The sequence below is a fragment of the Chryseobacterium shigense genome, from assembly GCF_900156575.1.
GTDB lineage: Bacteria > Bacteroidota > Bacteroidia > Flavobacteriales > Weeksellaceae > Chryseobacterium > Chryseobacterium shigense.
Genome location: NZ_FTNY01000002.1, coordinates 563,820 through 587,393, shown reverse-complemented (window position 1 = coordinate 587,393; position 23,574 = coordinate 563,820). Strand labels below are relative to the sequence as shown.

Here is a 23,574-nt window from a genome sequence, read left to right as displayed (position 1 = left end):
ATGAAACAACATATCATCTACATCGCCTTTGTCTTGGTTTTTTTCGTAGGCTGTGGAAAAAAGGATGCTTCAACTGAAGTGGAGGGCGAAGTGAAAACCGAACAAGCCGAAGAGCACGGCGAAGAAGCCCCACAGACTATCGCTAGCTTGACTGGAGAGCAAATGAAAGCGGTGGGCATCACTCTGGGCAAAATCGAGATGAAAGAACTGACTTCTACCATCAAAGCCAATGGAGCACTTAGAGTTCCGAACAATAATAAAGCGACCGTCACATCAATGTATGGTGGGATTATTAAAACTTTGAATGTGCAGATCGGGGATTTTGTAAGAAAAGGACAGGTAATTGCCTCCATTTCAAATCCGGAATACATTCAGTTGCAAGAGCAATACCTGACTGTGAAAAGTAGGATTGTATTTGCAGAACAGGAATACAGGAGACAGAAGGAATTATTTGATAATGATGCCGGCGCAAAGAAGAACCTTCAAAGTTCAGATGCTGAACTGAAAACCCTGAGAACACAAAGATCTTCTGTGCAGAGACAGCTTCAGATTATGGGCATCAATCCCGCCAATGTCAATAATGGAAATTTGCGATCCGGTTTAGTGATCACATCACCAATCAGTGGAACGGTCAGTACTATTTCTGCACAAATTGGAAGTTACGTTGACATCTCATCACCTGTTGCAGAAATCATAGATAACGGTTCCCTGCATCTCGATTTGCAGGTTTTTGAAAAGGATCTGCCAAAAATGAAAGTTGGGCAAATCGTCCATTTTAAATTAACAAATAATCCTGAAACCGAGTACGATGCAAAAATCTACAGCATTGGTTCATCCTTTGAAAACGACAGCAAAACAATTTCGGTTCACTGTTCTGTAACCGGAAACAAATCCGGACTGATCGACGGAATGAATATCACAGGAATTGTCAGCCTGGATAAAAGTACAACACCCGCAGTTCCAAACGAAGCCATTGTAGAAGCCGACAGCAAATATTTCATTTTTGTCAGAACAGACAAAAAAGCTGAAGAACATCACGAAGAGGCGGAAGGTGAACATTTAGATGAGAAGAAGATACCTGAGAAAGAAGAAAAAATGACAAATTTTGAAAAAATAGAAGTTGTAAAAGGTTCTTCCGATATGGGATATACTGCAATTACAACCGTTAATGAAATTTCTGCAAATGTGGAAGTTGTTATTAAAGGTGCATTTTTTGTCAATGCTAAACTGAGTAATTCCGGGGAACACGAACATTAATTTTAAAATCTACAACAATGGAACACAAACATATTTACGACAAGGAAGGAAATCAGCTTTGCTGCACACCTCAGGAAGGCAAGATCTACAATGATGCTGGAGCCAAAAAATTACTTGAGGATGACAAATGCTGTTCTACCAAGAATAACAAAGCTGAAGCGCACAGCGAGGACCACGGACACGACCACGACCATAGCACTGGTGAGAAAAATACATTTCAAATGTTTTTACCAGCAATTGTTTCTCTGGTTATTCTGTTGATAGGCATCGTACTGGATAACTTTTTTCCGCAGGAGTGGTTTCAAGGCTGGGTACGGATCGTATGGTATGCGGTGGCTTATTTGCCTGTGGGTCTACCCGTTCTAAAAGAAGCGTATGAAAGCATTGCCAAAGGTGACGTTTTTTCGGAATTTTTTCTAATGGGCATTGCTACTGTAGGCGCATTTGCAATCGGTGAATATCCGGAAGGGGTTGCTGTTATGTTATTCTACAGTGTAGGAGAGGTTTTCCAGACACTTGCTGTTTCGAGAGCAAAGAATAATATCAAAGCATTGTTGGATCAGCGTCCAGATGAGGTGACCATTCTTGAAGGTAACCAACCAAAGACCATCCCTGCCAAACAGGCGAAAATTGGAGATATTGTACAGCTAAAATCAGGAGAGAAGCTGGCTCTGGACGGAGAGTTGGTAAGTGAATCCGCATCGTTCAATACTGCTGCATTAACTGGTGAGAGTAAGCCTGATAACAAAAACAAAGGTGAGAGCGTGCTTGCCGGAATGATCAATCTACAGACTATTGCTCAGGTAAAAGTGACAACTGCTTACGAAGACAGTAAGTTGAGCAAAATTCTGGAATTGGTACAAAATGCGACGGCTCAGAAGGCACCTACTGAACTTTTTATCCGAAAATTCGCAAGGATTTATACACCCATTGTCGTCGGACTCGCAGTACTGATATGCCTACTACCATATCTGTTCGTGGAAAATTATGTTTTCCGTGACTGGCTTTACAGAGCATTAGTGTTCTTAGTTATCTCTTGTCCTTGCGCTTTGGTTATTAGCATTCCTCTAGGTTATTTCGGCGGAATTGGCGCAGCTTCAAAGAACGGTATACTGTTTAAAGGAAGTAATTTTTTAGACATTATCGCCAATATTAAAAATGTGGTAATGGACAAGACCGGAACAATGACCGAGGGCGTCTTTAAAGTTCAGGAAGTTACTTTAAAATCTGAATTTAATAAAGATGAAATTCTGAAGATGTTAAATGCTTTAGAAAGCAAGAGTACCCATCCGGTCGCTACGGCAATCCATCAATATGTCGGCGAAATCGACCATTCTATACAATTAGAAAATACAGAAGAAATTGCTGGGCGCGGATTGAAAGCCAGTATCAACGGAAAAGATCTACTTGTGGGAAATTTTAAATTGATGGATAAGTTCAATATCAAATATGATCTTGACCCTACTCAGATCGTTTATACAATAATTGCAATTGCATATGACGGAAAATTTGCAGGCTACATTACTATTGCAGACAGTATAAAAGCGGATGCACAGCTGAGCATTGATAAACTTAAAGCCTTAGGTGTAAAAACCACGATGTTAAGTGGAGACAAGAGCACTGTTGTACAATTTGTTGCAGATCAACTGGGAATTACTAACGCCTTTGGCGATCTGCTACCGGAAGATAAGGTCAACAAAGTAAAAGAGATCAAATCACAAAATGAAACAGTTGCCTTTGTGGGAGACGGCGTCAATGATGCTCCTGTTGTTGCCTTGAGCGACGTAGGTATTGCAATGGGCGGATTGGGAAGTGATGCAACCATTGAGACCGCAGATGTAGTTATTCAAGACGATAAGCCAAGCAAAATACCGATGGCAATCAATATCGGAAAGCAAACCCGGAAGATCGTTTGGCAAAATATTTTTCTAGCTTTTGCTGTAAAAGCGATTGTACTGGTATTGGGAGCTGGTGGATTAGCAACAATGTGGGAAGCAGTTTTTGCTGACGTAGGAGTTGCTTTATTAGCTATATTAAATGCTGTCAGAATTCAAAGAATGACTTTTTAGTAAATATCTTCTTAGAAATTATATCAAGAGAGATTAGATGTAACTGCAAGTAAAATTGTAAGTTACAAAAATATTTTTTTTAAGCATAGAGGACGTTAGATTAAAAACTAACGTCCTTTCGCTTTAGGTATTTAATCATTGATAGTAGTGCAATCCCTTATTTAATTTGCTTAACTATTTCATTTTCTATTAGTTAAATCCTTCTAAGCATAAGTAGATTATCGTTTTATAAAGAATTATTAATTACTATCATAAAGGAAGAACATTTCATCAACATTTTTTGGATTGTTCTTATTTTGAGCGAATATTCCAGATTAATCTTTTTTAGTCTTTTTTAATCTTCGCTACTTTCCAAACTAATCCAGATTGTTCTTATTTAGCCCAAACCCTTTGAATACTATTGTTTTAGAAGGTTTTAACGCCCAATTTTGTCACAGAATTTTTAATCAAAATACTAATGAAAAAATTGAGTCATCTTCTACTAGCATTAATAGTAGTATCAATCCAAGCTCAGGTTGGCATCAATACCGAAACTCCAGAGGCTACTTTAGAAGTTGTAGGAAAACCAAATGACACCAATCATTATGACGGGATTATTCCTCCAAGGATTACAGGAAACCAACTCGCAGCAAAAACATATTCATCTTCAAAAAAAGGAGCTGTCGTGTTTGTAACATCTCCAGCTACTAATTTATCCGGTCAGGTCATTCATATCACAAAGTCCGGGTTGTATTATTTTGACGGTGATCTATGGAAGTCATTTATACAAGAAGACCCATTAAATACAGTTGCACTCAAGGGCAACACTTCTACGGTTGAACTTATCGTCAAGAACAGTCTGCATCTTAATTTTGATGAGAAAGAAAATTACATACTGGGCATTTCCAGAAGTCCAATTACTGGTGATTACAATTCTATTTTTGCCACCGATTCAAATATAACATCCGGAAAGGGAAATTCAGCCAGCGCTTACGCAATGTCTCAAGGCGAAATTACGGGTAAACTTAATTATGGAGCAGGAGTTTCGGCATTGAATGGGATTGCAAACGGGGTGATTTCCGGAAGCAGAAATATTGGAATTGGTCCGGGAGCTATGTCCTACATTACTTCTGGAAATGATAACATATCAATTGGTTATCTGTCCGGGACAGGAAACCGAACAGGGTCTAATAATATTTTCATTGGCATTGGCGCTGGTAGCCCGGCCACAGGAAACAGAAGCGTAAGTAATAAACTAGCTATACATTCAACCCCCGTTACAACAAGTTCAACCAGCTTTTGGGATAGTATCACGAACAATTATACGGATTACAAATTTGCTTTGATTTCGGGGGATTTTTCTGAGAGATGGTTAAATATCAATGGCAAGCTAAGCATTACACCTTCCCAAATGCCCAATGCAGACGGAGATTCATCCTATACGAAAAAAGTAGTTGCCAAAGCGGATGGTACATTTGGCTTTGCATCAGAAACAATTCCACCGCCACCAGCTACCGGAACTTATATTTTAAAGAGCGTGAATGGTGTACCAAATTGGGAATTACCATAGAACAATAGTTTGCAGTTTTTTTTCACCTCACGATGTATAGGTTAATCGTTTTAAAATCTAAAAATAAAAACAATGAAAAACTATTACAAATTTTTATTTCTGTTGATTGGAATTTCACTTACCTCTTGCAAATCTATCATATCGAATCAAGGTAAGCCTTTAAACTACAATTCTTTAGAGCTAAATCATAAATATGAGATTCAGGAATTTAAAGCTAAAATCCATAAAATAAAGATTACTTCGATAGATGGTAAAAATGTTTACGGTATTTCTAAAAAAGGAGATTCTATCACAATTGATAAAAAACAGATCAGAGAAGTGAAAAAAGTAAAAATTGCTGGCTCTATCGTTGTTGGTATTGTTGCAATTGCAACAGTGATTTTTGTACCAATTTAAAAACAGTCAAAATTTTTCATTACAAAAATAAAGCAAAGCGGGATTATAAATTTGAAAAAAGATGGAAACCGATGAAAAAGACGGGATTATAGTTATCAGGATCAACAATCAAAAAAAGAAATACTGGAGGAAGATATGTTCAGAAAAGAAAATCTCTATGACAAGTCTAATTATCAATTCTGTAGAAAACAGGATTTTGGATGATGAGAGGAGAATAGTATTAGCGTTCATTGAAAAACAAGATAATCTATTCGTGAAAATAGAAACCAACATCAATCAGATCGCAAAAATTGCAAATGCTCAAAAATTTATCAGCGCAGCAGACCTGCAAGATTTTTCTAACAAGTTATCTGAAATAGCTGATTTGAAGATAAAGCAGAATGACATTTTTATTAAAATATATTCTTTGCTCGGACAATGATCGTTAAAATAATGAAACCGGCGGGTTTCAGCTTTCCGGGAGTCAATTACAACGATAAAAAAGTGAATAAAGGAACTGGGGAATTGATGCTGATGAAAAATTTTCCTTCGTTCATTAATGAAGCCAGTAGTCAGAAGGAGGTTCGGGATTATTTAAAATCAATTTCAAAAAACGAAAAAGTAAAGAAACCCCAATTTCACTCAGTCATTTCAACCAAGTTTCAGGGGCACAGCAAAGAAGAACTGAAAAATGTTGCAGAAGGTTTTATGAATGAAATGGGATACGGGACACAACCTTTCATTGTTGTATTTCATAAGGACACAGATAATAATCACGTCCACATTGTTTCCACAAGGGTTGATAAGCAATCCGGAAAGAAGATCGATGACAGTTACGAGAGGCTTAAAGCTCAAAAGGCATTAAGTAATACAATGGGAAAATTGTACGGACAGAGTCCAGAAGCAGAATTGCACAAACTTCTAAATTACAAAATAAGTTCGTTCAGTCAGTTGGAAACTTTGCTTCATAGAAATGGTTATAAAATAAACAGAAACACAAATGATGAAAATTTTTATAGCATTTTAAAAAACGGAGTCATACAGCGAACACTTTCAGGGAATCAAATTGTTTTCGACAATAGTAAAAGTGATAGTAGAGCCAGACAGATTAAAGCCATTCTGAATAAATATAAGGAACTGTATTCCAACAAAGTTTTCAAAGTGGAAGACAATAGGCGAAGTCAATCAATGTTACCACAAGAAAAGATAGCTGACAGAGAAAATCTTTCAAAATCAAAAACTGAATTTGAAAGTGAGCTTCAGAAAAAGTTGAAAGATGTTTTCGGGATCGATATGGTTTTCCATCATAAAGAAGATAAAAATCCTTTTGGCTACACCGTGATCGACCACAAAACAGGAAAAGTTTATAAGGGAGGTGATATAATGAAAATGAATGAAGTGTTTGAATTCACTTCTGACAAGCTGGATAAGAAGACTTTTGAAATCCTGAAGGACTATAATATTCGCAATCAGGAAACAAGAAAGATACTGCTTGAATTTTTTAAGAAGAATAATCCGGAAACAGAAATCAAGGACTTTATGATGTTTGAAAATCGAGGAAAAAAAGATCTGGAGACGTATCGAAAAGTCCAGTTTGAAGTAAAGGATTTTATTAGAAATAACAAAAACACAAATGATGAAAAAAAAGATATTTCTATAACGACTGCTGAAGACGGAAAGCTGTATGCTCTTCATACCAGATTCCATTACGTGGGTAAACTTCAACCATTAATCGGAGAAAAGGAATATCAAAAATTTTTAAATCCCATAGGCATAAATGAAGTGCAGACAGAAAACCGGACTGAAAATAATAAAAAAACAGAATTAAACAAAGCCGTCAACGAAATGCTATTTGAATGGATGAAAAGTTCAGGAACGGCAAAAGACTCTGCTGAAAACGAACTCAAGAAACGAAGGAGGAAGAGGCGGTAAGGCCAAAGTTCCGGCTTCCGATAAAAATTTACAGCTAATAATTATCAAACAAAAACCATCAACCAACCAATGATCATCACTTTTGCCACCCAAAAAGGAGGAACCGGAAAAACAACATTGGCGATTGCTTTAGCCAATTATATTTCCACTAATTCCGAAAGAAAAATCAATGTGTTTGATTTTGATTATCAGAAATCCTTTTACTACAAATGGAAAGAAGATGAAGTGTTGGAAATTCCAAAATTGTACGATGTTGAGATTATTGGTGAAGATGATGGGCAGCCTTTTTCGGACTTTGATACTCTTATTGATCTGAAAGAAAGCGAGGAGATCGATCTCTTTGATCTGGCAGGAACACTTGATGCTAAATACAGCGACTTATTGATATACAGCGATTTTATCGTGATCCCATTTGAATATTCCGATGTATCTGTAAAATCAACGTTGGTTTTTATCAATATGCTGGGATTATTGGAAAGCGAGGCCGAAAGAATATTTATCCGTTCCAAATATGATAAAGGATACAAATACCTAAATCAGGAAGCAATGGACATTGAGCTGGCAAAATATGGAACGCTGCTGCCAAGTCCAGTATTCAAGAGAAACATCCTGCAAACTATTAATACCAGAAACCTAGCTGGCAAGCACAAATATGCCGTAGAAAATACACTCGATGAACTTTTAAAGCATATCAATGAAAACTCAAAGATCAAAATAGAAATTCTGAAAAAGAAGGAAAAAGCCAAAGATTAGACACCGAAAAACATCCACTAAATAAAACATAAAAAATGATTAAAATTTCACTTAGCATACTGGCGGTTTACCTGATGTATTATGCAGGTAACATCTTATACGATCTGTTTCTCAAAAAAGAAAAAGCAATTTACAAAGAAGAGACTGAGGAATTTTCTTTGTCCGCCATCTCCGAGCAGTACGAAGATCTTACTGCAACTATTGGGATTGAAGATGTTGAAAATCTCAACACTCCGAGATCCTTTAATAAAAATCAAATCCATCCCGATTTCATTGATGAAGAAAGACAAGATCTGGAGTATTTGAGGGAACGATTTGAATCTGAACAAGATTTAGATGAATTGGATAATGCACCAAAAAAGGATTCCACCGAAAAGGAAAACCTAAAAAATTCTGAAAATTCTGAATCAAGTGAAACGTATCCTAACCAAAAAGAAAAAGTATCAAAAGAACAGGAAATCCAAAAACCTTACGATGTGATTCCCCAAAGCCCAATTATTAAAGACAAAGCCACAGAAAATTCCAGAATAAAAGAATGGAAGAAGATGCTCAATCTTTCTGAAACTTTGGTTCAAATGGTTGCCAACTATGACGGACACAAAGTTTACCATTCCACGATGTAGTCTTTATTCTAAATAATATAACTCACTAATAAACAACGTGTTAAAAATACGATACAGGGTATTCTATGCCCAAAAACCAAAAATAAACCAATTAATTAACCTTCTAAAAGCACACTTATTATGAATCAAAAATTCAAAAAACACCAAATGATGAAAAAAATTTTAACCCTCGCTTTTGTAGTGATGGCACTAACACCTGCATTTGCACAAGGCGGTGCAACAGCCATCTCGAACGCCGCCAACGACATTAAGGATTATTGGGATCCTATCAAACTAATCCTGAAAGCAGTTGGTGGATTGGTCGGTTTCATTGGAGGTCTTAGAGTGTACAACAAATGGACGAACGGCGATCAGGATGTCAACAAAGAAATTCTCGGTTATGGAGGAGCAATGATCTTCCTGTTAGTAGTTCCGGAATTCGTAACCGCATTTTTTGCCTAAGATGGGATTTTATTTATACAAGGGGCTCAAAAAACCCCTTGTGTTTTTCGGACTGAAAGGGAAATACATTTTTTACGCAGTGGGTGTCATTGGCACAGGAGTAATTTTGGCGCTGGTATTATCGAAGTTTGGATTACTAGGTTCTTTATTCGGACTCGCAATAACCGCAGGAGGTGTTTATCTGATCTTCAAAAGACAGGACAAATATGGGCTATATGACAAGACCAAAAATTTCGATCAGATCTTGATCTTTCCAAAAAAATTAACCAACAAAAGACTTTTAAAGAATGATGAAACCGAAAGGTTCCATATGACGAATAAAAAATAAATAAGTTCAATATGAAAAAGGAAAAACAAGCATTTAACATCCCTTTTATCGGGTATGATTATGCAAAAGATTTCAATTGGGATTTTGATGTTCTTTTCGGACAATATGGGAACCCTATCATCGGGATCAAAATAAAAAATATTGTCGAACAGTACTCGGCAGACCCGGATAGCTATCTCAATTTCCACACGGTTTTAAATCAGGTGGTATCAATCATTGGAGAAGGAAGAATTGTTCAGAAACTCGATATTTTCTCTAAGAAAAAATACACCGCTGAACAATCAAACCAATTTCTGCAACAAAAATATTCGGAACATTTTGAGGGAAGGCTTTTTAAAACCATCGAAACGGTGCTTTTGTTTACAGATATCATCGATGATAAACTGAAAAAGAAAATGAAGCATTATCATTTTTCGGATAAAAGTTATAAGGAACTAAGGGATAAGTGCCAGAAAGTATTGATGCTTTTGAAACAGAATAATTGTGAACCTGAGTTTTTATTTGAGAAAGATTTTGATTACTACATTTCGGGAGTTCTGTCGATGCAGTTTACAGAAACTCCAACTTTTGATAATATAAAAAGCACCAACGAATTTTTACAGATCGGAAACAGGTTTGTGAAAAACATTGCCTATGTTGACGTAGAAAACATTGATCTGCCATCGGAAATTGAGCCTTACTCAGTTTTAGGAGGTAATGGAGCTGCAGCTGAGACGGCGGTTGATAATTTTAGCTTCATCAATGAACTGGAAGACTACGAGACCATTGTCTACAATCAGATCATTACTATTCCGCTTCAGGCACAACAGCAGAGGGAGCTCGACAAAAAAAAGAAAAAGCACGAAGGGGCAGCCAACAATTCCCCGTCCAACGCGATTATCGCAGATGAAATCCAGACCCTGCTTCATAACATAGCCATTGACGGACAGCTCGTTGTCAATGCTCATTTTTCAATCTTATTTTCCGCAGAAACACTGGAAAAAATGGAGAACATTCAGTCGATGATTGAAAACAAACTTTTCACCAAGGGTATCATTGTTTCTAAAAATGCGTATAACCAATTGGAACTTTGGCGGGCAGCTATTCCGGGTAATAGCACCGAACTTAGAGAATACGATTTATTTATGACGACAAGCGAAGCGGCCTTGTGTTTTTTTTTAAAAGAAAGTTACCCCGTCAATGAAGAATCCAACTTCTACCTGAGATTTACAGACAGACAAGGCGTTCCGCTAAAAGTAGATCCTTCGGATTTACCGATGAAAACAGGAAGAATTAATAACAGAAATAAGTTCGTTCTCGGACCTAGTGGGTCAGGCAAGAGTTTTTTAATGAACAATATTATCGAGCAGTATTTGACTTACAATTATGATGTCGTCATTGTTGATACAGGGGATTCCTATTCAGGAACGTGTAAATACAAAGGAGGGAGATACATTCAGTACACCGAAGAAAAACCGATCACGATGAATCCTTTTCTGATGGATAAGAAAGAATTTAATATTGAAAAAATAGAATTTTTAACCAACCTGATCTTCCTGATCTGGCAAGGTCCTGACTCCTCAATGTCATCAGCACAAAAGTCCATATTAGACAATGTATTGATGTCGTATTATCATCAGTATTTTAACTCAGGACAAGAGTGGTATGAAAATAAAACTTCGGAAGAACTCATTCTCTATCTGAGTAAATACAACATTCACGAAGATGATCTTCTTTCTGAATATGAGAATGAAGCCAAAGGACATCAAAACTATTATGACATTCTGGGGATTACATTCGATGCCAGTTGTAATGAAATCAAGGAAGCCGGAAGAAAATTGTTAAAATTTTATCATCCTGATAAAAACATCAACAATCCGGAATATGAAAGTGAGAATTTCTATAAAGTCTATGAAGCGTATGATACGCTGAACGATGAAGAAAGAAGGAAAATATACAATGAAACGCAGTTGATCTTAATTAAGTCGAATGACATCATCAAGCAGACCAGATCATCTGAGCAGTGGAATGAATCTTTTAGAAAAGCCATCATCATAAAAATTAAAGAATTAGAAGAAAAGCTAGTTGTAACAGAACTTTCGTTTAATGGATTTTATGATTACTGCGATCAATTTCTTCCAATCTATTTGAATAATAAGAAGCACAACATCATTGAGAAGGAATTTAATCTTCGAACATTTTTGTTTGTTCTGAGAGATTTTTACAAAGGCGGTAGGTACGGAACGACGCTCAATGAAAGCTCAGATAATACGCTGTTCGATGAAACATTCATTGTTTTTGAGATCGATAACGTAAAGGACAATCCGAAGCTGTTTCCAATAGTGACGTTGATTATAATGGACACTTTTATTCAGAAAATGCGCCTTAGAAAAGACCGCAGAAAAGCTTTGATCATAGAAGAAGCGTGGAAAGCCATTGCGAGTAAATTAATGGGAGGTTATATTCTTTATTTGTATAAAACAGTACGGAAATTTTGGGGAGAAGCCGTAGTTGTTACTCAGGAACTGGATGATATTATCGGGAATGCAGTCGTAAAAGAAAGTATAATCAATAACTCGGACACTTTTATATTGCTTGACCAGACGAAGTTCAAAGACAACTTTGACAAGATCGCTTCATTACTTTCACTCAATAAAGTAGAGCAGAACAAGATTTTTACCATTAATAATCTCAATAATAAATTCGGAAGAAGTCGTTTTAAAGAATTTTATCTGAAAAGAGGTTCCAAAGGAGAGGTATACGGAAACGAGGTTTCTTTGGAGCAGTATCTGACCTACACAACAGAAAAACCTGAAAAGTCTGCTGTTGAGTATTATGTACATCGATATGGCAATTATGATGAAGCATTGCGCAGAATAGTTGCTGATTTGAAAATCTTCGGAGACAGTCTGGAAAACTTGGTGTCGCTCGTGAATTTATATCAAAATCCATTGGATCAAAAAATCAATTCCTTTTACGGAATGATGAAAAAAGAACATAAAGGGAAGAATGTCTTCAAAGTCATCTCGCAGGAATTGGAAGACCGTAATATCAGTTTTTCAGAATTAATAAATAAAAAACAATATGAAAAAGTTTAGCATTCTATTTTTAGGATTTGGAAGTTTATTGTGTGCTCAAAACACCTACATCGATCCTACGGTAACGGCAGCAATGATTCTATATTCTGAAAATCTAAAAGCCAAACAGAATGAGGTCATCGAAGAAACTTCAAAACTAAAAGATGCCCAGACGTGGGTCGGAACCCAGATGGTTGCAGCTAACGATATTCAGAATAAAATTCTGAAGGGTTTAAAAGAAGTTTCCGGGACACTGCAAAATGGTATTCAGGTGCAGGAGATCTACTCGGAACTCAATAAGTGTTACAATTACTCAGCACAAGTAGGACAATTAGCATCAGCACATCCGCAATACGCAATTTTTGGGGTAAAAGCTTCCCAAAAAACCTACGATCAAAGCCTGAAAATAGTGACAGATGTTTCTGACATCCTCGCATCCGGAGAACTCAATTTGGCGACAGCGGGGGACCGATACAAAATTCTGCATAACATTTCAAGTAATGTAAAAAATCTGAAGTTGTGGCTTTTGGCCATCAAATTAAGATTGGAGAAAGCAAACCGATTGGGATTCTGGAATTCCATCAATCCATTTGCAGGCTACATCAATACAGACAAAGCGATTGTTGAGGATATTATGGATCGGTATAAAAGGAATTTTTAAAACCAAAAAGATGAAATCGAGGAACGAGATTCGCCGACTTTATGGAGGCAAAAATAAGTTGTTTTTAAGTTTGCTTTTTTCTGCAATCTACGTCGTTTTAACTTCTTCCGGTGGCGGTTCCACACCAGCTTGGCAACAGGAAAATGTATCATTTCCGATGATGGATTTGGAGATCAATGCCACAATGAAAGAACACGACAGGCAAAAAGAGATGCGGGAAAAGCAAACGCTGAATGCGACTGTGGAAACCGCCAATAGAACCCAATGGAACAACTTCAAAGACAAGATTACCAAAATTCAGGATCGATTGAGGATAGTTTCATTTGCCATCCAGGCAATACCGACAGGAATAGCAATGAGCAGGGAAATAACAAAAATAACAAACAATCAGACTGCTATTATCAATGAAATAAACGATGCTCCTTATTCCATTATAGCCGTTTTGCCTTCTCAGGTTCAGTTTGTGGATGATCTGCAAATGGTAACCAGACTCGTAACCGGAATCATTTTGTCTTACGGAGCCATCAATCAAATGGAGAAATCGGAACGCAAAGTATTATTGGATTATGCTTTAGGCGAAGTGAAAACATTGAGCAGGAATTCTACGCATATGCTTTTGAAAATACGGGATATAAAAGCCAAAGTAAAACGAAATAAAAGAGCCTTTCAGTATTATGTCAACAGAGACAAGCAAGTAGTTGAAAGCATAATTAATAACATCAAGTCTTTTTAGAAATGAAATCGAAGATTCGGCGGAGCCAATGTATTTCACAAATTTCTTAATGATAAAATAATAATGATATGAGCAAAAAAGCAATTCTTCTTGGAGTTTTATTCTTCACTGTTGCATCCGTAAAAAGCCAGCAGATAGTTATCAATGACAAACTTTTATCACAGATCACCGTAAATCACGGCGTTCGATTGGGAAGTGAACAGACTTTTTTGAATTCGTATGAAAAGCAAAAAGAACTGTATGATGATATCAACAATAAAATCACGCAGATCATCGCCATTCAGGAATACATCTATCAACAGCTCAAAAATGTGAATTCGGCGCTTACCCAGAGCAAAAAGCTTATCTACCTCTATCAATATCTCGGTAAAATCGTGACGAACTCCAATAAAATGCTGGATCTATCCGCACAGCATCCTGAATATTCGATACTCATTTCAAAATATTATGTTGAAATAGGCAAGCAGACGATGAAGCTTCAGCAGGAAGTTACCCAGGATATTCTCAATGAAGACAAAGATTTTTTGATGGATGCGATGGACAGGGAAATGCTCATTGAAAAAATATTTATAAGGGTAAGAAACATTAATGGCAATATACTGTACATCAATCTGCGATTAGAAAATGCTAAGAAGATCCCTTATCTGTATCAGGTTCCTATACTCAGAAATTACATCAGTATAGACAAACTTATTGTTGGCGATATTATTCAGAAATACAAATACATCTTTAATTAAAACTTATGAAAAATCTAGATAAAAAAATAAACCTGTTTCAGTTTCTACTGATTACAATTACAATATCCGGACAAGTCACTGTAAAAAGATTGAATGATCCTTCCATCGTAGCACAGCACAAAAGAATGGTCTTTCAAAGCTGGGGAGATTGGCGACCATATCCTAAATACTTTTTAGGTGTTCAAACCAATTTCGCTTACGCCACTATTTGGGGAATGTGGGCACCGAAGATCAACAGGGATTATAAAGACGGTGAAGACATTCGACCATTAAAGCCAACCGGAGTACAAAATCAACGATTTGCCCAATTGAAGTTTCAGGAGGAAGAGGCAAAAAAGATAAAAGCAGCTTCGGACACTATCCATAAAAGAAGCGTTCAGGATTTTGCCCATTGGACTTCCGCAACGGTAGATGCCGATCCTCTCTGGCTGCTGTATTACAAACGAATGTTAAAACCAATTACCGAATTCCCCGACCATCCACAAAATTTTATTGAATGGAGATTGAAAGACCAACAAACTTTTGAAACGCTCAATACGACAGGAACCATTAGAAGGCTTAAGGAAGAGCTGGATCTCATCAAAGAAAAATACGCAATGTCCAGAAGTATGGATATGCCAAGAGGAAAACGATTCATAATGTACCACGAAACCCTTATTAAGTGGAGAAAATTTGTAACGGAATTAAGGAACCACAATAACAAGACAACACTTCTAACCGATTATAAAAACATTTTAAAGAACCATTCAAATTACGCTTTGCCACCTGCGTGGACACCGGCTTCAGATCAACAGATCATCCATAATACGATGCAGCACTATAAACACAGATATTAAAATGAATAAAAATCTCACAATTTTTTGTTGCCTGCTGGCAATAGTGTTCCCTGTAATGGGTTTCGCCCAGACAGATAGCGATTACAGTAATTTACTCCAGTTTTTAAAAGGTGACGGTGCTTTTGAGAAATGGTTTATGGAAGTTTTTACCAAACTGGACAACAGTGTGCAGGATAGTGCAGCAGGTTCAGCTTTGGTAGGAAAAGCAATAGGCGGTTTAGGTGCTCTGATGTACCTCGGATATATGGGTTGGCAGATGGCAGCCGGAGACAGAGAATGGGAAATCACACCTATGCTGAAGCCGATACTCATTGGATTTACGCTGGTGTATTGGAGCGGATTTGTCAATATGATTCAGGCACCATTTGAGGCGATTGCCGAACCGGGGATTTCAATTTTCAGCGATATAGAATCTGAGGTCAATGATCTACGTGTCGAGAGATTCAAAAAACAACAGCAATTATTGGATGCCGTCATAAAATTGAAAGCGGAAGAAGATGCGAAGCAGGAAGTTATTGAAAATACCACTGAAGATGCAGATGATTCGTGGTTTGACATCAGTGAGGGATTGGATAAACTCATTCAACCCATCAAAGAGTGGTCGATAAGAATGGAGTTCCAAATGCAGAAATTATTCGCAGAACTTATTGAATTTTGTTGCCTTTCCATTCTTCGAGTTTGTGTTTATCTCATTTTCTTCATTCAAAAAATATGGTCTTACATTTTAATCATTCTAGGTCCGATAGCTGTCGGAATGGCATTGATTCCCGGATTTGAAAATTCATTATACAGTTGGGTATCCAAATTTATCAATATCAATCTGTACACTTTTGTTGCCTACACCATTATCAACATTGGCCAGCAACTGATCGCATCAGGCTATACAATGGAGATCGAAAGGTATGACACCTTACTATCAAACGGAACGATTACCAATTTAGATGCTTTAATGGTGTATGTGAGTAATTCGGGAATGATCTACAATCAGCTATTCACTTGTGTTGCTTACGTTGTTACAGGAATTGGTGTTCTAATGACCCCAACCATTGCTGACAGTATTGTTTCAGCCGGAGGAGCGGGCGCGATGACCAAAATGAAAAGTGCCGCAGGAAAAATGGCAAGCAGTGCAAAGACAGCAATATTGGCAGCTAAAACAGGTGGTGCATCTGTAGCAGCAGCCACAGCAAAAAATGCAGCAGCAGGTTCAGCATCGGGAAGAGTTCAAGGAGCGATGAAAAATGGAAAATAACCTCAAAAAAATACCAAAACAAAATGCTTATTAAAAACATAGAACAAAGAATTAAAATCAACAAGATTATTTCAATCTCAACCATTGCTTTTGCTGTTTTTATTGTCATTGCGGGATTTTTCTTTGCATACAGAATGATCGAAGATTCCAGAAAATCCATTTACATTTTAGACAATGGGGTTCCGGTACTTGCAAAGCAAACGGATGTATTACTGAACCGACCCGTAGAATACAAAGCACAAATAGAACTTTTCCACAGACTGTTTTTCACACTCGCTCCAGATGATACCTATATCAAGGATAATATTCAAAAGTCATTATATCTCATTGATGACAGCGGGAAAAAAGAATATACCAATTTAAAGGAAAAAGGTTTTTACAATCAGATCATCGCCTCCAGTTCAATGGTCAGTATCCATACCGATTCAATTGCACTCAATATGGAACAAAAGAAATTCTCTTTTTTCGGGAAACAAATGATCACAAGAAAATCCTCTGTCATTACAAGAATGCTCATAACCGAAGGTTTCTTTGAAGACATCATCAGAAGTCCCAATAATCCTCATGGTGTGATCCTTAAAAACTGGCGAATCATCAATAACGAAGAACTATCCAATCAAAACAAAAATTCTTACTAAAATGAATACGACATTAAAACAAAAGGGTCAGAAATGGATACTATGGGCGGTTCAAAATCCGAAGAAATTCTTCACTTGTGCAATGATTTTACTGTCAGTTTCCTTTATAGGATCAATTATTCAAGGTGTTTTTTTTCCTTCCGAAACGGCATTTAAAATAAGACCTCCGGTTCTTTATTCAAACAATAAGACGAGTCAAAATTTGCCCATCAACAATGATAAAGAAATGGAAAAAATAGTGAATGAACTCAAGACTTTAAAAGTAAAAAGAGACCAAAATTCTTTACAAAAAGAAGACAGCTTACGAATCGACTACCTGTTTAACCAATACCAAAATTTAAAAAATGGACATTAAAAAGATTAATTTTAAAGATAAGAAATACGTTTTGCCACTTTTGGCTTTGCCGTTTCTTTTTCTTTTCGGCTACGTGGGAGCGCAGTTTATGAAGGAAGATGCTTCTGCAAAGGATAAGCCCAAAGAACTGTCTCTTTCATTAGGTGAAACGCAGGATTCTATTATGACCAAAAACGATGCTTACGATGAATTCTTTAAAAAAGAGGATAACCGAACAATGCTTGGAGGTTTGGATAAGGAATCAGACAGTTTACTAAGCTATGATGATCAATTATCATTAGACCAAAAAAGAGAAATAGATTCATTAAAAGCGGTCAACGGAAGACAGAATAGATATCAGGCAAGAGGAGATCAATCTTCATATTACAATCCCAATCAACAGCAAGGAGATGATAAAGATTATAAAAGGTCTTCAGAGATCATCAAAATGCTAAATGAAAAATCTTATGGAAATGAAAATAACAAATACTCTGATACACAAAAAGAAAAACCTCAGTCCGCCCAACCAGATCCTGTAAAATATCTGAAAGAGCAGATGCTGGTAATGGATTCATTAGAAAAATCCCGTGATCCTGAATACCAAAATAAACTCGCAGCAGAACAGAGATTGAAATCAAATAAGGATAAGATGGACGATTTTCTCAATTCAACTTTCAATGTGAGCAAATCCGGAATCAACAGTGGTTTTAATGCTTTCTATAAAGAAAAGGAAAATAGTTTTATCAAAGCGGTCATTGACGAAAACAACAAAGGATTTTTAGGAAGCAGGATTAGGTTCCGCTTGTTGGAAGACATCTTTGTTGGAAACAAAAAGATTGGCAAAGGTTCTATACTATATGGTCAAATTTCGGGATTTTCAATGCAAAGAGTCAATCTCAATATTGTTTCGGTCTTTACAAAAGGAGAGATCTATCCTGTCAATCTATCCATTTACGATGTTGACGGGATGAAAGGATTGTACGTTCCACAAAGTGTTTTCAGGGATATGATGCGGGAAATGGGTAGCAACTCAGTTCAAGGAACACAGATGGATATGGGCGGAAAAGGATTTTTTTCAAGTATTGGAAGCAGCCTTTTTACTTCGACATCTAAATCCATCACCAATCTGATCAAAGAAAATAAAGCAAAACTGAAATACAACTCATATGTCTTTTTGATCGACGAAAAACAATTGAAAGATTCACAAAACCAACAAAAAAAATAAAACAATGAGAACTTTATTATACACCCTTTTAATATTCACAGCTCAATTTTTCACGGCTCAAACTGCAACCAAAGAACAGATTGTTTCCGATTTACCTGAGATTGAAATTACCGAAGGCATCAACCTGCATATCATTTCGCCGGAACCCATTCAGTACGTGGATTTGTCAACAGAAAAACTGACTGGAGATTTGCCTGCTACAAACATTGCCAGAATAAAGATCACAGACCATCCTGATTCTGACGAGAAAGGAAAAATCAATATACCTTCCGTTTTTTTTAATGGAAATACTATTGGGATCATTACCGTTGTCGCACAATCTTTCATTGCACAGTACAAAGTTGTTTATCGAAATCAGGATAACCTCAATACGATTACCAATATTCATATACAGCCCGAAGCGATGCAGCCTGTAGAATTTGATAAAATGGTGTTCTCTAATCTTGAACTGAGAAAATTTGCGATGGATATTATTCGAAAAAAATCTGAAAAAAATCCGATTAGAGAAGAAAAAAATCTAAAACTCAGCTTCCAGCTCAATAATGTCTATGTGATCAGTGATTATATTTTTTTAGATATGACCATTAAAAATAATTCTAATCTGAGCTACGATATTGAGGATTTGAAATTCTCCTTGGAAGACAAAAAAATACACAAAGCCACCAATAACCAAAGTGTAGATCTAACACCCATTTTACAGCTCAATCCGCAGAAACACTTCAGAAAAAATTTCAGGAATATTTATGTTTTCAAAAAATTCACTTACCCAAACAGTAAAGTGATGATGATTCGCTTGATTGAAGAACAGCTCTCGGGGCGCACCATAGAAATGAAAGTCAACTATTCAGATATTCTGAAAGCAGATACCTTTTAATATTAAGACTATGGAAAATTTTACAGTTATGCTGTGTTTTGCACTGGTGATATTACTATTTACCTACCATTCTGTTGCTATAATTATTATTTATAAAAAACGAAAAGAATTTATCATTGCCTATGAAAGGGTATTAAACCTTAAAGAGTGGTGTGATAAAATATCTGAAGAGGCAGGTCAATCATACATTATCGAGAGTGTCGAAAAAAGAGGAAATGAATTAATTGCTCAATTGAATCTGTTGAATGCTAATCTTGTTAAAATACAGGAACATCATAAAAATTTGCAGGAACGGCAACAGAAGCTACACGATAGTTTACTAGAAGAACACAAATTACTTAATCAATATTTCGAAAATTATTCTTAATGCAAGAACAACAACATCAAATAAAGATCTATGGCTTTCTGCAAAAAGCAGTGTACGCTGTGGTTGCATTAGACTGTGCTTCGCTTTTTTATCTGAGTGCTGATGTTCCGGTAGTGTCCAACTTGCTGAAAAATTTTTCAAAGCTGAGCTTTATTTACCCACCTATCAATGCCAAATTCGCTACATTAATTTTGATAGGATTAGTTGCAATTGGAACAAAAGCCAAGAAAAAGAAAGACCTCAATGTTGCTACAGAAATTATCGTTCCTATGATTTTGGGATTGCTGATGATTTTCTCTTCGCTGATCTGGCAAAATGAGGCAGGAAATGCAAAACTTCCAAGAGTGTTTCCCGGATTCAATCTCTATCAAGTAATCTATGCAGTTCTTTCTTTTTTAGGGGCAGTTATCCTCCAAATGGGTGCAGACAGTATTTCAAAACTGATGCAGCAAAAAATGGGAAAAGACCGATGGAACGTGGAGGAAGAATCTTTTGACCAAAATCAAGAACTGGTAACGTCAGACGTCACAATCAATATTCCATATTTGTTCCGTTACAAAAACAAGAGCAATAAAGGCTGGATGAACATCAATCCATTTCGGGGAACAATGGTCATCGGAACGCCGGGAAGCGGAAAATCTTTCGGAGTCATCAATCCTGCAATAAGACAAATGATAGCCAAAGGTTTTTGTCTCTGCATATACGATTTTAAATTTCCCGACTTAGCGCAGATTGCGTACTACCATTATTTGTTTAAAAAAAGCAAAGAATCGGAGTACGACTACAATTTCCACGTCATTAATCTTAACGAGATAGAAAAATCAAAACGGGTAAACCCGTTTCATAAAAAATACATTCAAACTTTAGCGGAGGCACAGGAAATGGCAGAATCTATGGTTTCATCTTTACAAAAAGGAGGTTCGAGTTCAGGAGGAGGCTCTGAAGCTTTCTTTACCCAATCTGCGATAAATTTCCTTTCGTCCTGCATTTACTTTTTTGCAACATTCGAAAACGGGAAATATTCAGATCTGCCTCACATTCTTTCCTTTATGAACAGAAGCTATAAAGAAATTTTCGATACTCTTTTTACCAACGAAGAAATTTTCTCTTTGCTTTCGCCTTTCAAAACGGCTTATGACAACAAGGCGTTTGATCAGCTGGAAGGACAAATTGGAACTTTGAAAATATTCCTTTCCCGATTGGCAACTAAAGAAAGTTTTTGGGTGTTTTCCGGAGACGAAGTGGAATTAAAGATAACCGACAGAGATAATCCGTCCATTATCATATTAGCATCAGACCCGGGAACACAGGATATTAATTCTGCATTGTATTCTTCGGTACTAAATAGGATTTTAAGATTGATCAATTCCAAACACAATTTACCGGGAGGAATTATCGCGGACGAATTTCCGACGATTTACATTCACAAAATTGATAACATCGTAGCTACTGCAAGAAGCAATAAAGTTGCTGTAATGCTTGGATTACAAGAAATTCCGCAGCTCCGCCAGTTTTATAAAAAAGAAGTTGCCGATACGATTTCTGCTATTGTAGGAAATATTCTTTCCGGTTCTGCCAGAGACAAAAATACATTGGATTGGTTGGAAAAACTATTTGGAAAAATTAAACAGAAGTCATACTCACAATCCATTTCTCAGCAAGGAACAACAACCAGTATCAACGAAAAAATGGATAATATGATTCCGGCAGGTAAAATAGCAGCCTTGAAAACCGGGGAAATGGTCGGAATGATTGCGCAAGGAGAAGAAAATGATGCTGAGGAATATAAAACGTCTGCAATTAGTGGTAAAATTAAACTGGATTTGAAAGCGATTCAAGAAGAAGAAAAAAACTATGTGAAAATGCCGTCATATTACTCTTTTGTAGATAAAAAGGGGGTTAACCGCAAAGAAGAGGTGTTGATGACCAATTTTAGAAAAATCAATAAAGAAGTGGAACTCATTGTGAATGAAAATATAAAAGCTGCATAAAATGAAAAAACTAAAATACACATTTACTTTGATGGTGCTGTTTTACAGTAGCTTATCATCTGCGCAATTCAATACGATTATACCAACATTACCGAAAAAATCTGAAAATATAAAAGTATCAGATAAAACTAACATTGACGAACCGGTAAACCAGAAAAAGAATAAAAAAATGTGGAAAGAGGTTTTAAACATCATCACAAAATCAGATCTGAAAAATCAAATTGATTCCCTGAAAATACTCATTAAAGAATATGGAAGTATAAAGGATGAAGGGATAAATGACATTGAACAACTTAAAACTTCTTTAACGCAGCTCACACAAAATCAGCCTGAAGATCATAGAGAAACATCAAAGAAGCTGGCTGCGGTTACGACCTATGATTTTGTAGATGAACCAACAGAATATTTTTCAAAAATTGTAATGCCACTTAAAAATAAATTGACAGTAACATCATCTTACGGAACCAGAACGCATCCCATTTTCGGAAGCAAAAAAATGCACAACGGAATCGACCTTAAAGCCAACTATGAAAATGTCTATTCCGTAATAGATGGAATTGTTACGGCAACCGGTTGGGATTCTAAAGGCGGCGGAAATTTCATCAAAGTAAAACATTTCAACCGTTTTGAAACAACCTATATGCACTTATCAGAGATCTATTATCGGATAGGCGAAAAAGTAAAAGCTGGTTTTATCATTGGGAAAAGTGGCAATTCCGGAAATTCCACAGGACCTCATTTACATTTTTCAGTAAAGGAATTTGGGCAAAATATCAATCCTTCTCATTTTTTAAACGACCTCATAAAAGTTAACAATTTTAATAGCAACATACAATGAATAACACAACCTTACCCACAGAAGAACTAAAAAAATACGGAATAATCAATGAAGATTTATCATTCTCTACAAAGCTAAATGAGGATGATATTCAGAAATTTTTGAAGGGATATACCATCGTTGCAGACAACGACAAGAATAGGGCGACCTTTCAGCTTACGGATAATAATACCAAACTGAAGGTCATCTTTTTAGAAAGAGATAAAAGTATTGATGAGATTCTCAAAAACAGTAAAGCCAATATTGAATATTCCAATATTCAAGACCTTTCAAAATCAGAAAAAGAATTGATTTTTGAAAAAAAGGCTTTCATTTTCGACAAAGAAACCAATAAGGTGGTTGAGTTTGATCTCATTAAAAACGCAAGAGAATTAACTGCAATTATTGCAGATAAAAGAGATGTAGCAGAAACCAACCTCTACAAAAATGAACTTATGAAACTGAAATCTTTTCTACAGGATAAAATTGACCAGTTCCCAGAAATGGCAAAAGAAATCGCTAAGGATCTGAATATCGTTTCCAAAGAGATAGGAACAGTTGATGGAATTTCAAAAAAGCAGCATCAATCACAGGAGCAGAATAAATCTGACATTCAGCTAAATGTAAATGACCCCGATGTCTATCAAGACGCCAATAGAATGAGAGAGGAAAACAAAGAACAAGAAGAGGAAGTAGAAAAGTCACGAAGATTTAGAAGATAAATTTAAA

General features: G+C 36.4%; 24 protein-coding genes. All 24 read left to right on the top strand.

Annotation, left to right across the window (positions count from 1 at the left end):
• Complete coding sequence (locus BW964_RS08040; RefSeq protein ID WP_076506264.1) at positions 1 to 1,257, top strand: efflux RND transporter periplasmic adaptor subunit; 1,257 nt, start codon at positions 1 to 3, stop codon at positions 1,255 to 1,257.
• Positions 1,258 to 1,274: 17 nt separating this feature from the next.
• The gene (locus BW964_RS08035; RefSeq protein ID WP_056220650.1) at positions 1,275 to 3,326 is read left to right on the top strand and encodes a heavy metal translocating P-type ATPase; all 2,052 of its coding nucleotides are present in this window, start codon (positions 1,275 to 1,277) and stop codon (positions 3,324 to 3,326) included.
• 457 nt (positions 3,327 to 3,783) lie between these two features.
• Complete coding sequence (locus BW964_RS08030) at positions 3,784 to 4,875, top strand: hypothetical protein (RefSeq protein ID WP_076506262.1); 1,092 nt, start codon at positions 3,784 to 3,786, stop codon at positions 4,873 to 4,875.
• A gap of 72 nt (positions 4,876 to 4,947) precedes the next feature.
• The gene (locus BW964_RS08025; protein ID WP_076506259.1) at positions 4,948 to 5,271 is read left to right on the top strand and encodes a bacteriophage spanin2 family protein; all 324 of its coding nucleotides are present in this window, start codon (positions 4,948 to 4,950) and stop codon (positions 5,269 to 5,271) included.
• A gap of 61 nt (positions 5,272 to 5,332) precedes the next feature.
• Positions 5,333 to 5,692 (top strand): plasmid mobilization relaxosome protein MobC, encoded by a 360-nt coding sequence (mobC, locus tag BW964_RS08020; protein ID WP_076506257.1) that lies wholly within the window; start codon positions 5,333 to 5,335, stop codon positions 5,690 to 5,692.
• A gap of 11 nt (positions 5,693 to 5,703) precedes the next feature.
• Positions 5,704 to 7,182, top strand: a complete 1,479-nt coding sequence (locus BW964_RS08015) for a relaxase/mobilization nuclease domain-containing protein (RefSeq protein WP_317044330.1) — start codon at positions 5,704 to 5,706, stop codon at positions 7,180 to 7,182.
• 69 nt (positions 7,183 to 7,251) lie between these two features.
• Positions 7,252 to 7,935: a ParA family protein gene (locus tag BW964_RS08010; protein WP_076506253.1), complete on the top strand. Its 684-nt coding sequence runs from the start codon at positions 7,252 to 7,254 to the stop codon at positions 7,933 to 7,935.
• Positions 7,936 to 7,970: 35 nt separating this feature from the next.
• Positions 7,971 to 8,558: a hypothetical protein gene (locus BW964_RS08005; RefSeq protein ID WP_123911927.1), complete on the top strand. Its 588-nt coding sequence runs from the start codon at positions 7,971 to 7,973 to the stop codon at positions 8,556 to 8,558.
• A 150-nt stretch (positions 8,559 to 8,708) separates the two neighbouring features.
• Positions 8,709 to 8,999, top strand: coding sequence for a DUF4134 domain-containing protein (locus tag BW964_RS08000; RefSeq protein ID WP_317044329.1), 291 nt, complete (start codon positions 8,709 to 8,711; stop codon positions 8,997 to 8,999).
• Position 9,000: 1 nt separating this feature from the next.
• Entirely contained in the window at positions 9,001 to 9,327 is a 327-nt protein-coding gene (locus BW964_RS07995) for a DUF4133 domain-containing protein (protein WP_076506248.1), read from the top strand.
• A gap of 11 nt (positions 9,328 to 9,338) precedes the next feature.
• On the top strand, positions 9,339 to 12,404 hold the full coding sequence (locus BW964_RS07990; RefSeq protein ID WP_076506247.1) for a TraG family conjugative transposon ATPase: 3,066 nt from the start codon (positions 9,339 to 9,341) through the stop codon (positions 12,402 to 12,404).
• Positions 12,391 to 13,044 (top strand): hypothetical protein, encoded by a 654-nt coding sequence (locus BW964_RS07985; protein WP_076506245.1) that lies wholly within the window; start codon positions 12,391 to 12,393, stop codon positions 13,042 to 13,044. Before BW964_RS07990 ends, BW964_RS07985 begins: the two co-directional genes overlap by 14 nt.
• A gap of 10 nt (positions 13,045 to 13,054) precedes the next feature.
• Complete coding sequence (locus tag BW964_RS07980) at positions 13,055 to 13,777, top strand: hypothetical protein (RefSeq protein WP_084175763.1); 723 nt, start codon at positions 13,055 to 13,057, stop codon at positions 13,775 to 13,777.
• Between the two features lie 68 nt (positions 13,778 to 13,845).
• Complete coding sequence (locus BW964_RS07975; RefSeq protein ID WP_076506243.1) at positions 13,846 to 14,514, top strand: hypothetical protein; 669 nt, start codon at positions 13,846 to 13,848, stop codon at positions 14,512 to 14,514.
• Positions 14,515 to 14,519: 5 nt separating this feature from the next.
• Positions 14,520 to 15,350 (top strand): hypothetical protein, encoded by an 831-nt coding sequence (locus BW964_RS07970; protein ID WP_076506242.1) that lies wholly within the window; start codon positions 14,520 to 14,522, stop codon positions 15,348 to 15,350.
• Position 15,351: 1 nt separating this feature from the next.
• Positions 15,352 to 16,599 carry a hypothetical protein gene (locus BW964_RS07965; protein ID WP_076506241.1) on the top strand — a complete coding sequence of 416 codons (1,248 nt, stop codon included), beginning with the start codon at positions 15,352 to 15,354 and terminating at the stop codon, positions 16,597 to 16,599.
• A gap of 23 nt (positions 16,600 to 16,622) precedes the next feature.
• Entirely contained in the window at positions 16,623 to 17,237 is a 615-nt protein-coding gene (gene traK, locus BW964_RS07960) for a conjugative transposon protein TraK (RefSeq protein ID WP_076506239.1), read from the top strand.
• A 1-nt stretch (position 17,238) separates the two neighbouring features.
• Positions 17,239 to 17,592 (top strand): hypothetical protein, encoded by a 354-nt coding sequence (locus tag BW964_RS07955; protein ID WP_076506237.1) that lies wholly within the window; start codon positions 17,239 to 17,241, stop codon positions 17,590 to 17,592.
• Complete coding sequence (gene traM / locus BW964_RS07950; RefSeq protein WP_076506738.1) at positions 17,588 to 18,796, top strand: conjugative transposon protein TraM; 1,209 nt, start codon at positions 17,588 to 17,590, stop codon at positions 18,794 to 18,796. The genes BW964_RS07955 and traM overlap by 5 nt, the downstream gene beginning before the upstream one ends.
• Before the next feature lie 4 nt (positions 18,797 to 18,800).
• Positions 18,801 to 19,670, top strand: a complete 870-nt coding sequence (locus BW964_RS07945) for a DUF4138 domain-containing protein (protein WP_076506235.1) — start codon at positions 18,801 to 18,803, stop codon at positions 19,668 to 19,670.
• A 10-nt stretch (positions 19,671 to 19,680) separates the two neighbouring features.
• A complete protein-coding gene (locus BW964_RS07940; RefSeq protein ID WP_076506234.1) occupies positions 19,681 to 20,037 on the top strand; it encodes a hypothetical protein in 357 nt (118 codons plus the stop codon).
• Positions 20,037 to 22,028, top strand: a complete 1,992-nt coding sequence (locus BW964_RS07935) for a type IV secretory system conjugative DNA transfer family protein (protein WP_076506232.1) — start codon at positions 20,037 to 20,039, stop codon at positions 22,026 to 22,028. Before BW964_RS07940 ends, BW964_RS07935 begins: the two co-directional genes overlap by 1 nt.
• 1 nt (position 22,029) lies before the next feature.
• Positions 22,030 to 22,866, top strand: coding sequence for a M23 family metallopeptidase (locus tag BW964_RS07930; RefSeq protein WP_076506231.1), 837 nt, complete (start codon positions 22,030 to 22,032; stop codon positions 22,864 to 22,866).
• Positions 22,863 to 23,567: a hypothetical protein gene (locus tag BW964_RS07925; protein WP_076506229.1), complete on the top strand. Its 705-nt coding sequence runs from the start codon at positions 22,863 to 22,865 to the stop codon at positions 23,565 to 23,567. Before BW964_RS07930 ends, BW964_RS07925 begins: the two co-directional genes overlap by 4 nt.
• The last annotated feature ends 7 nt before the right edge of the window (positions 23,568 to 23,574 follow it).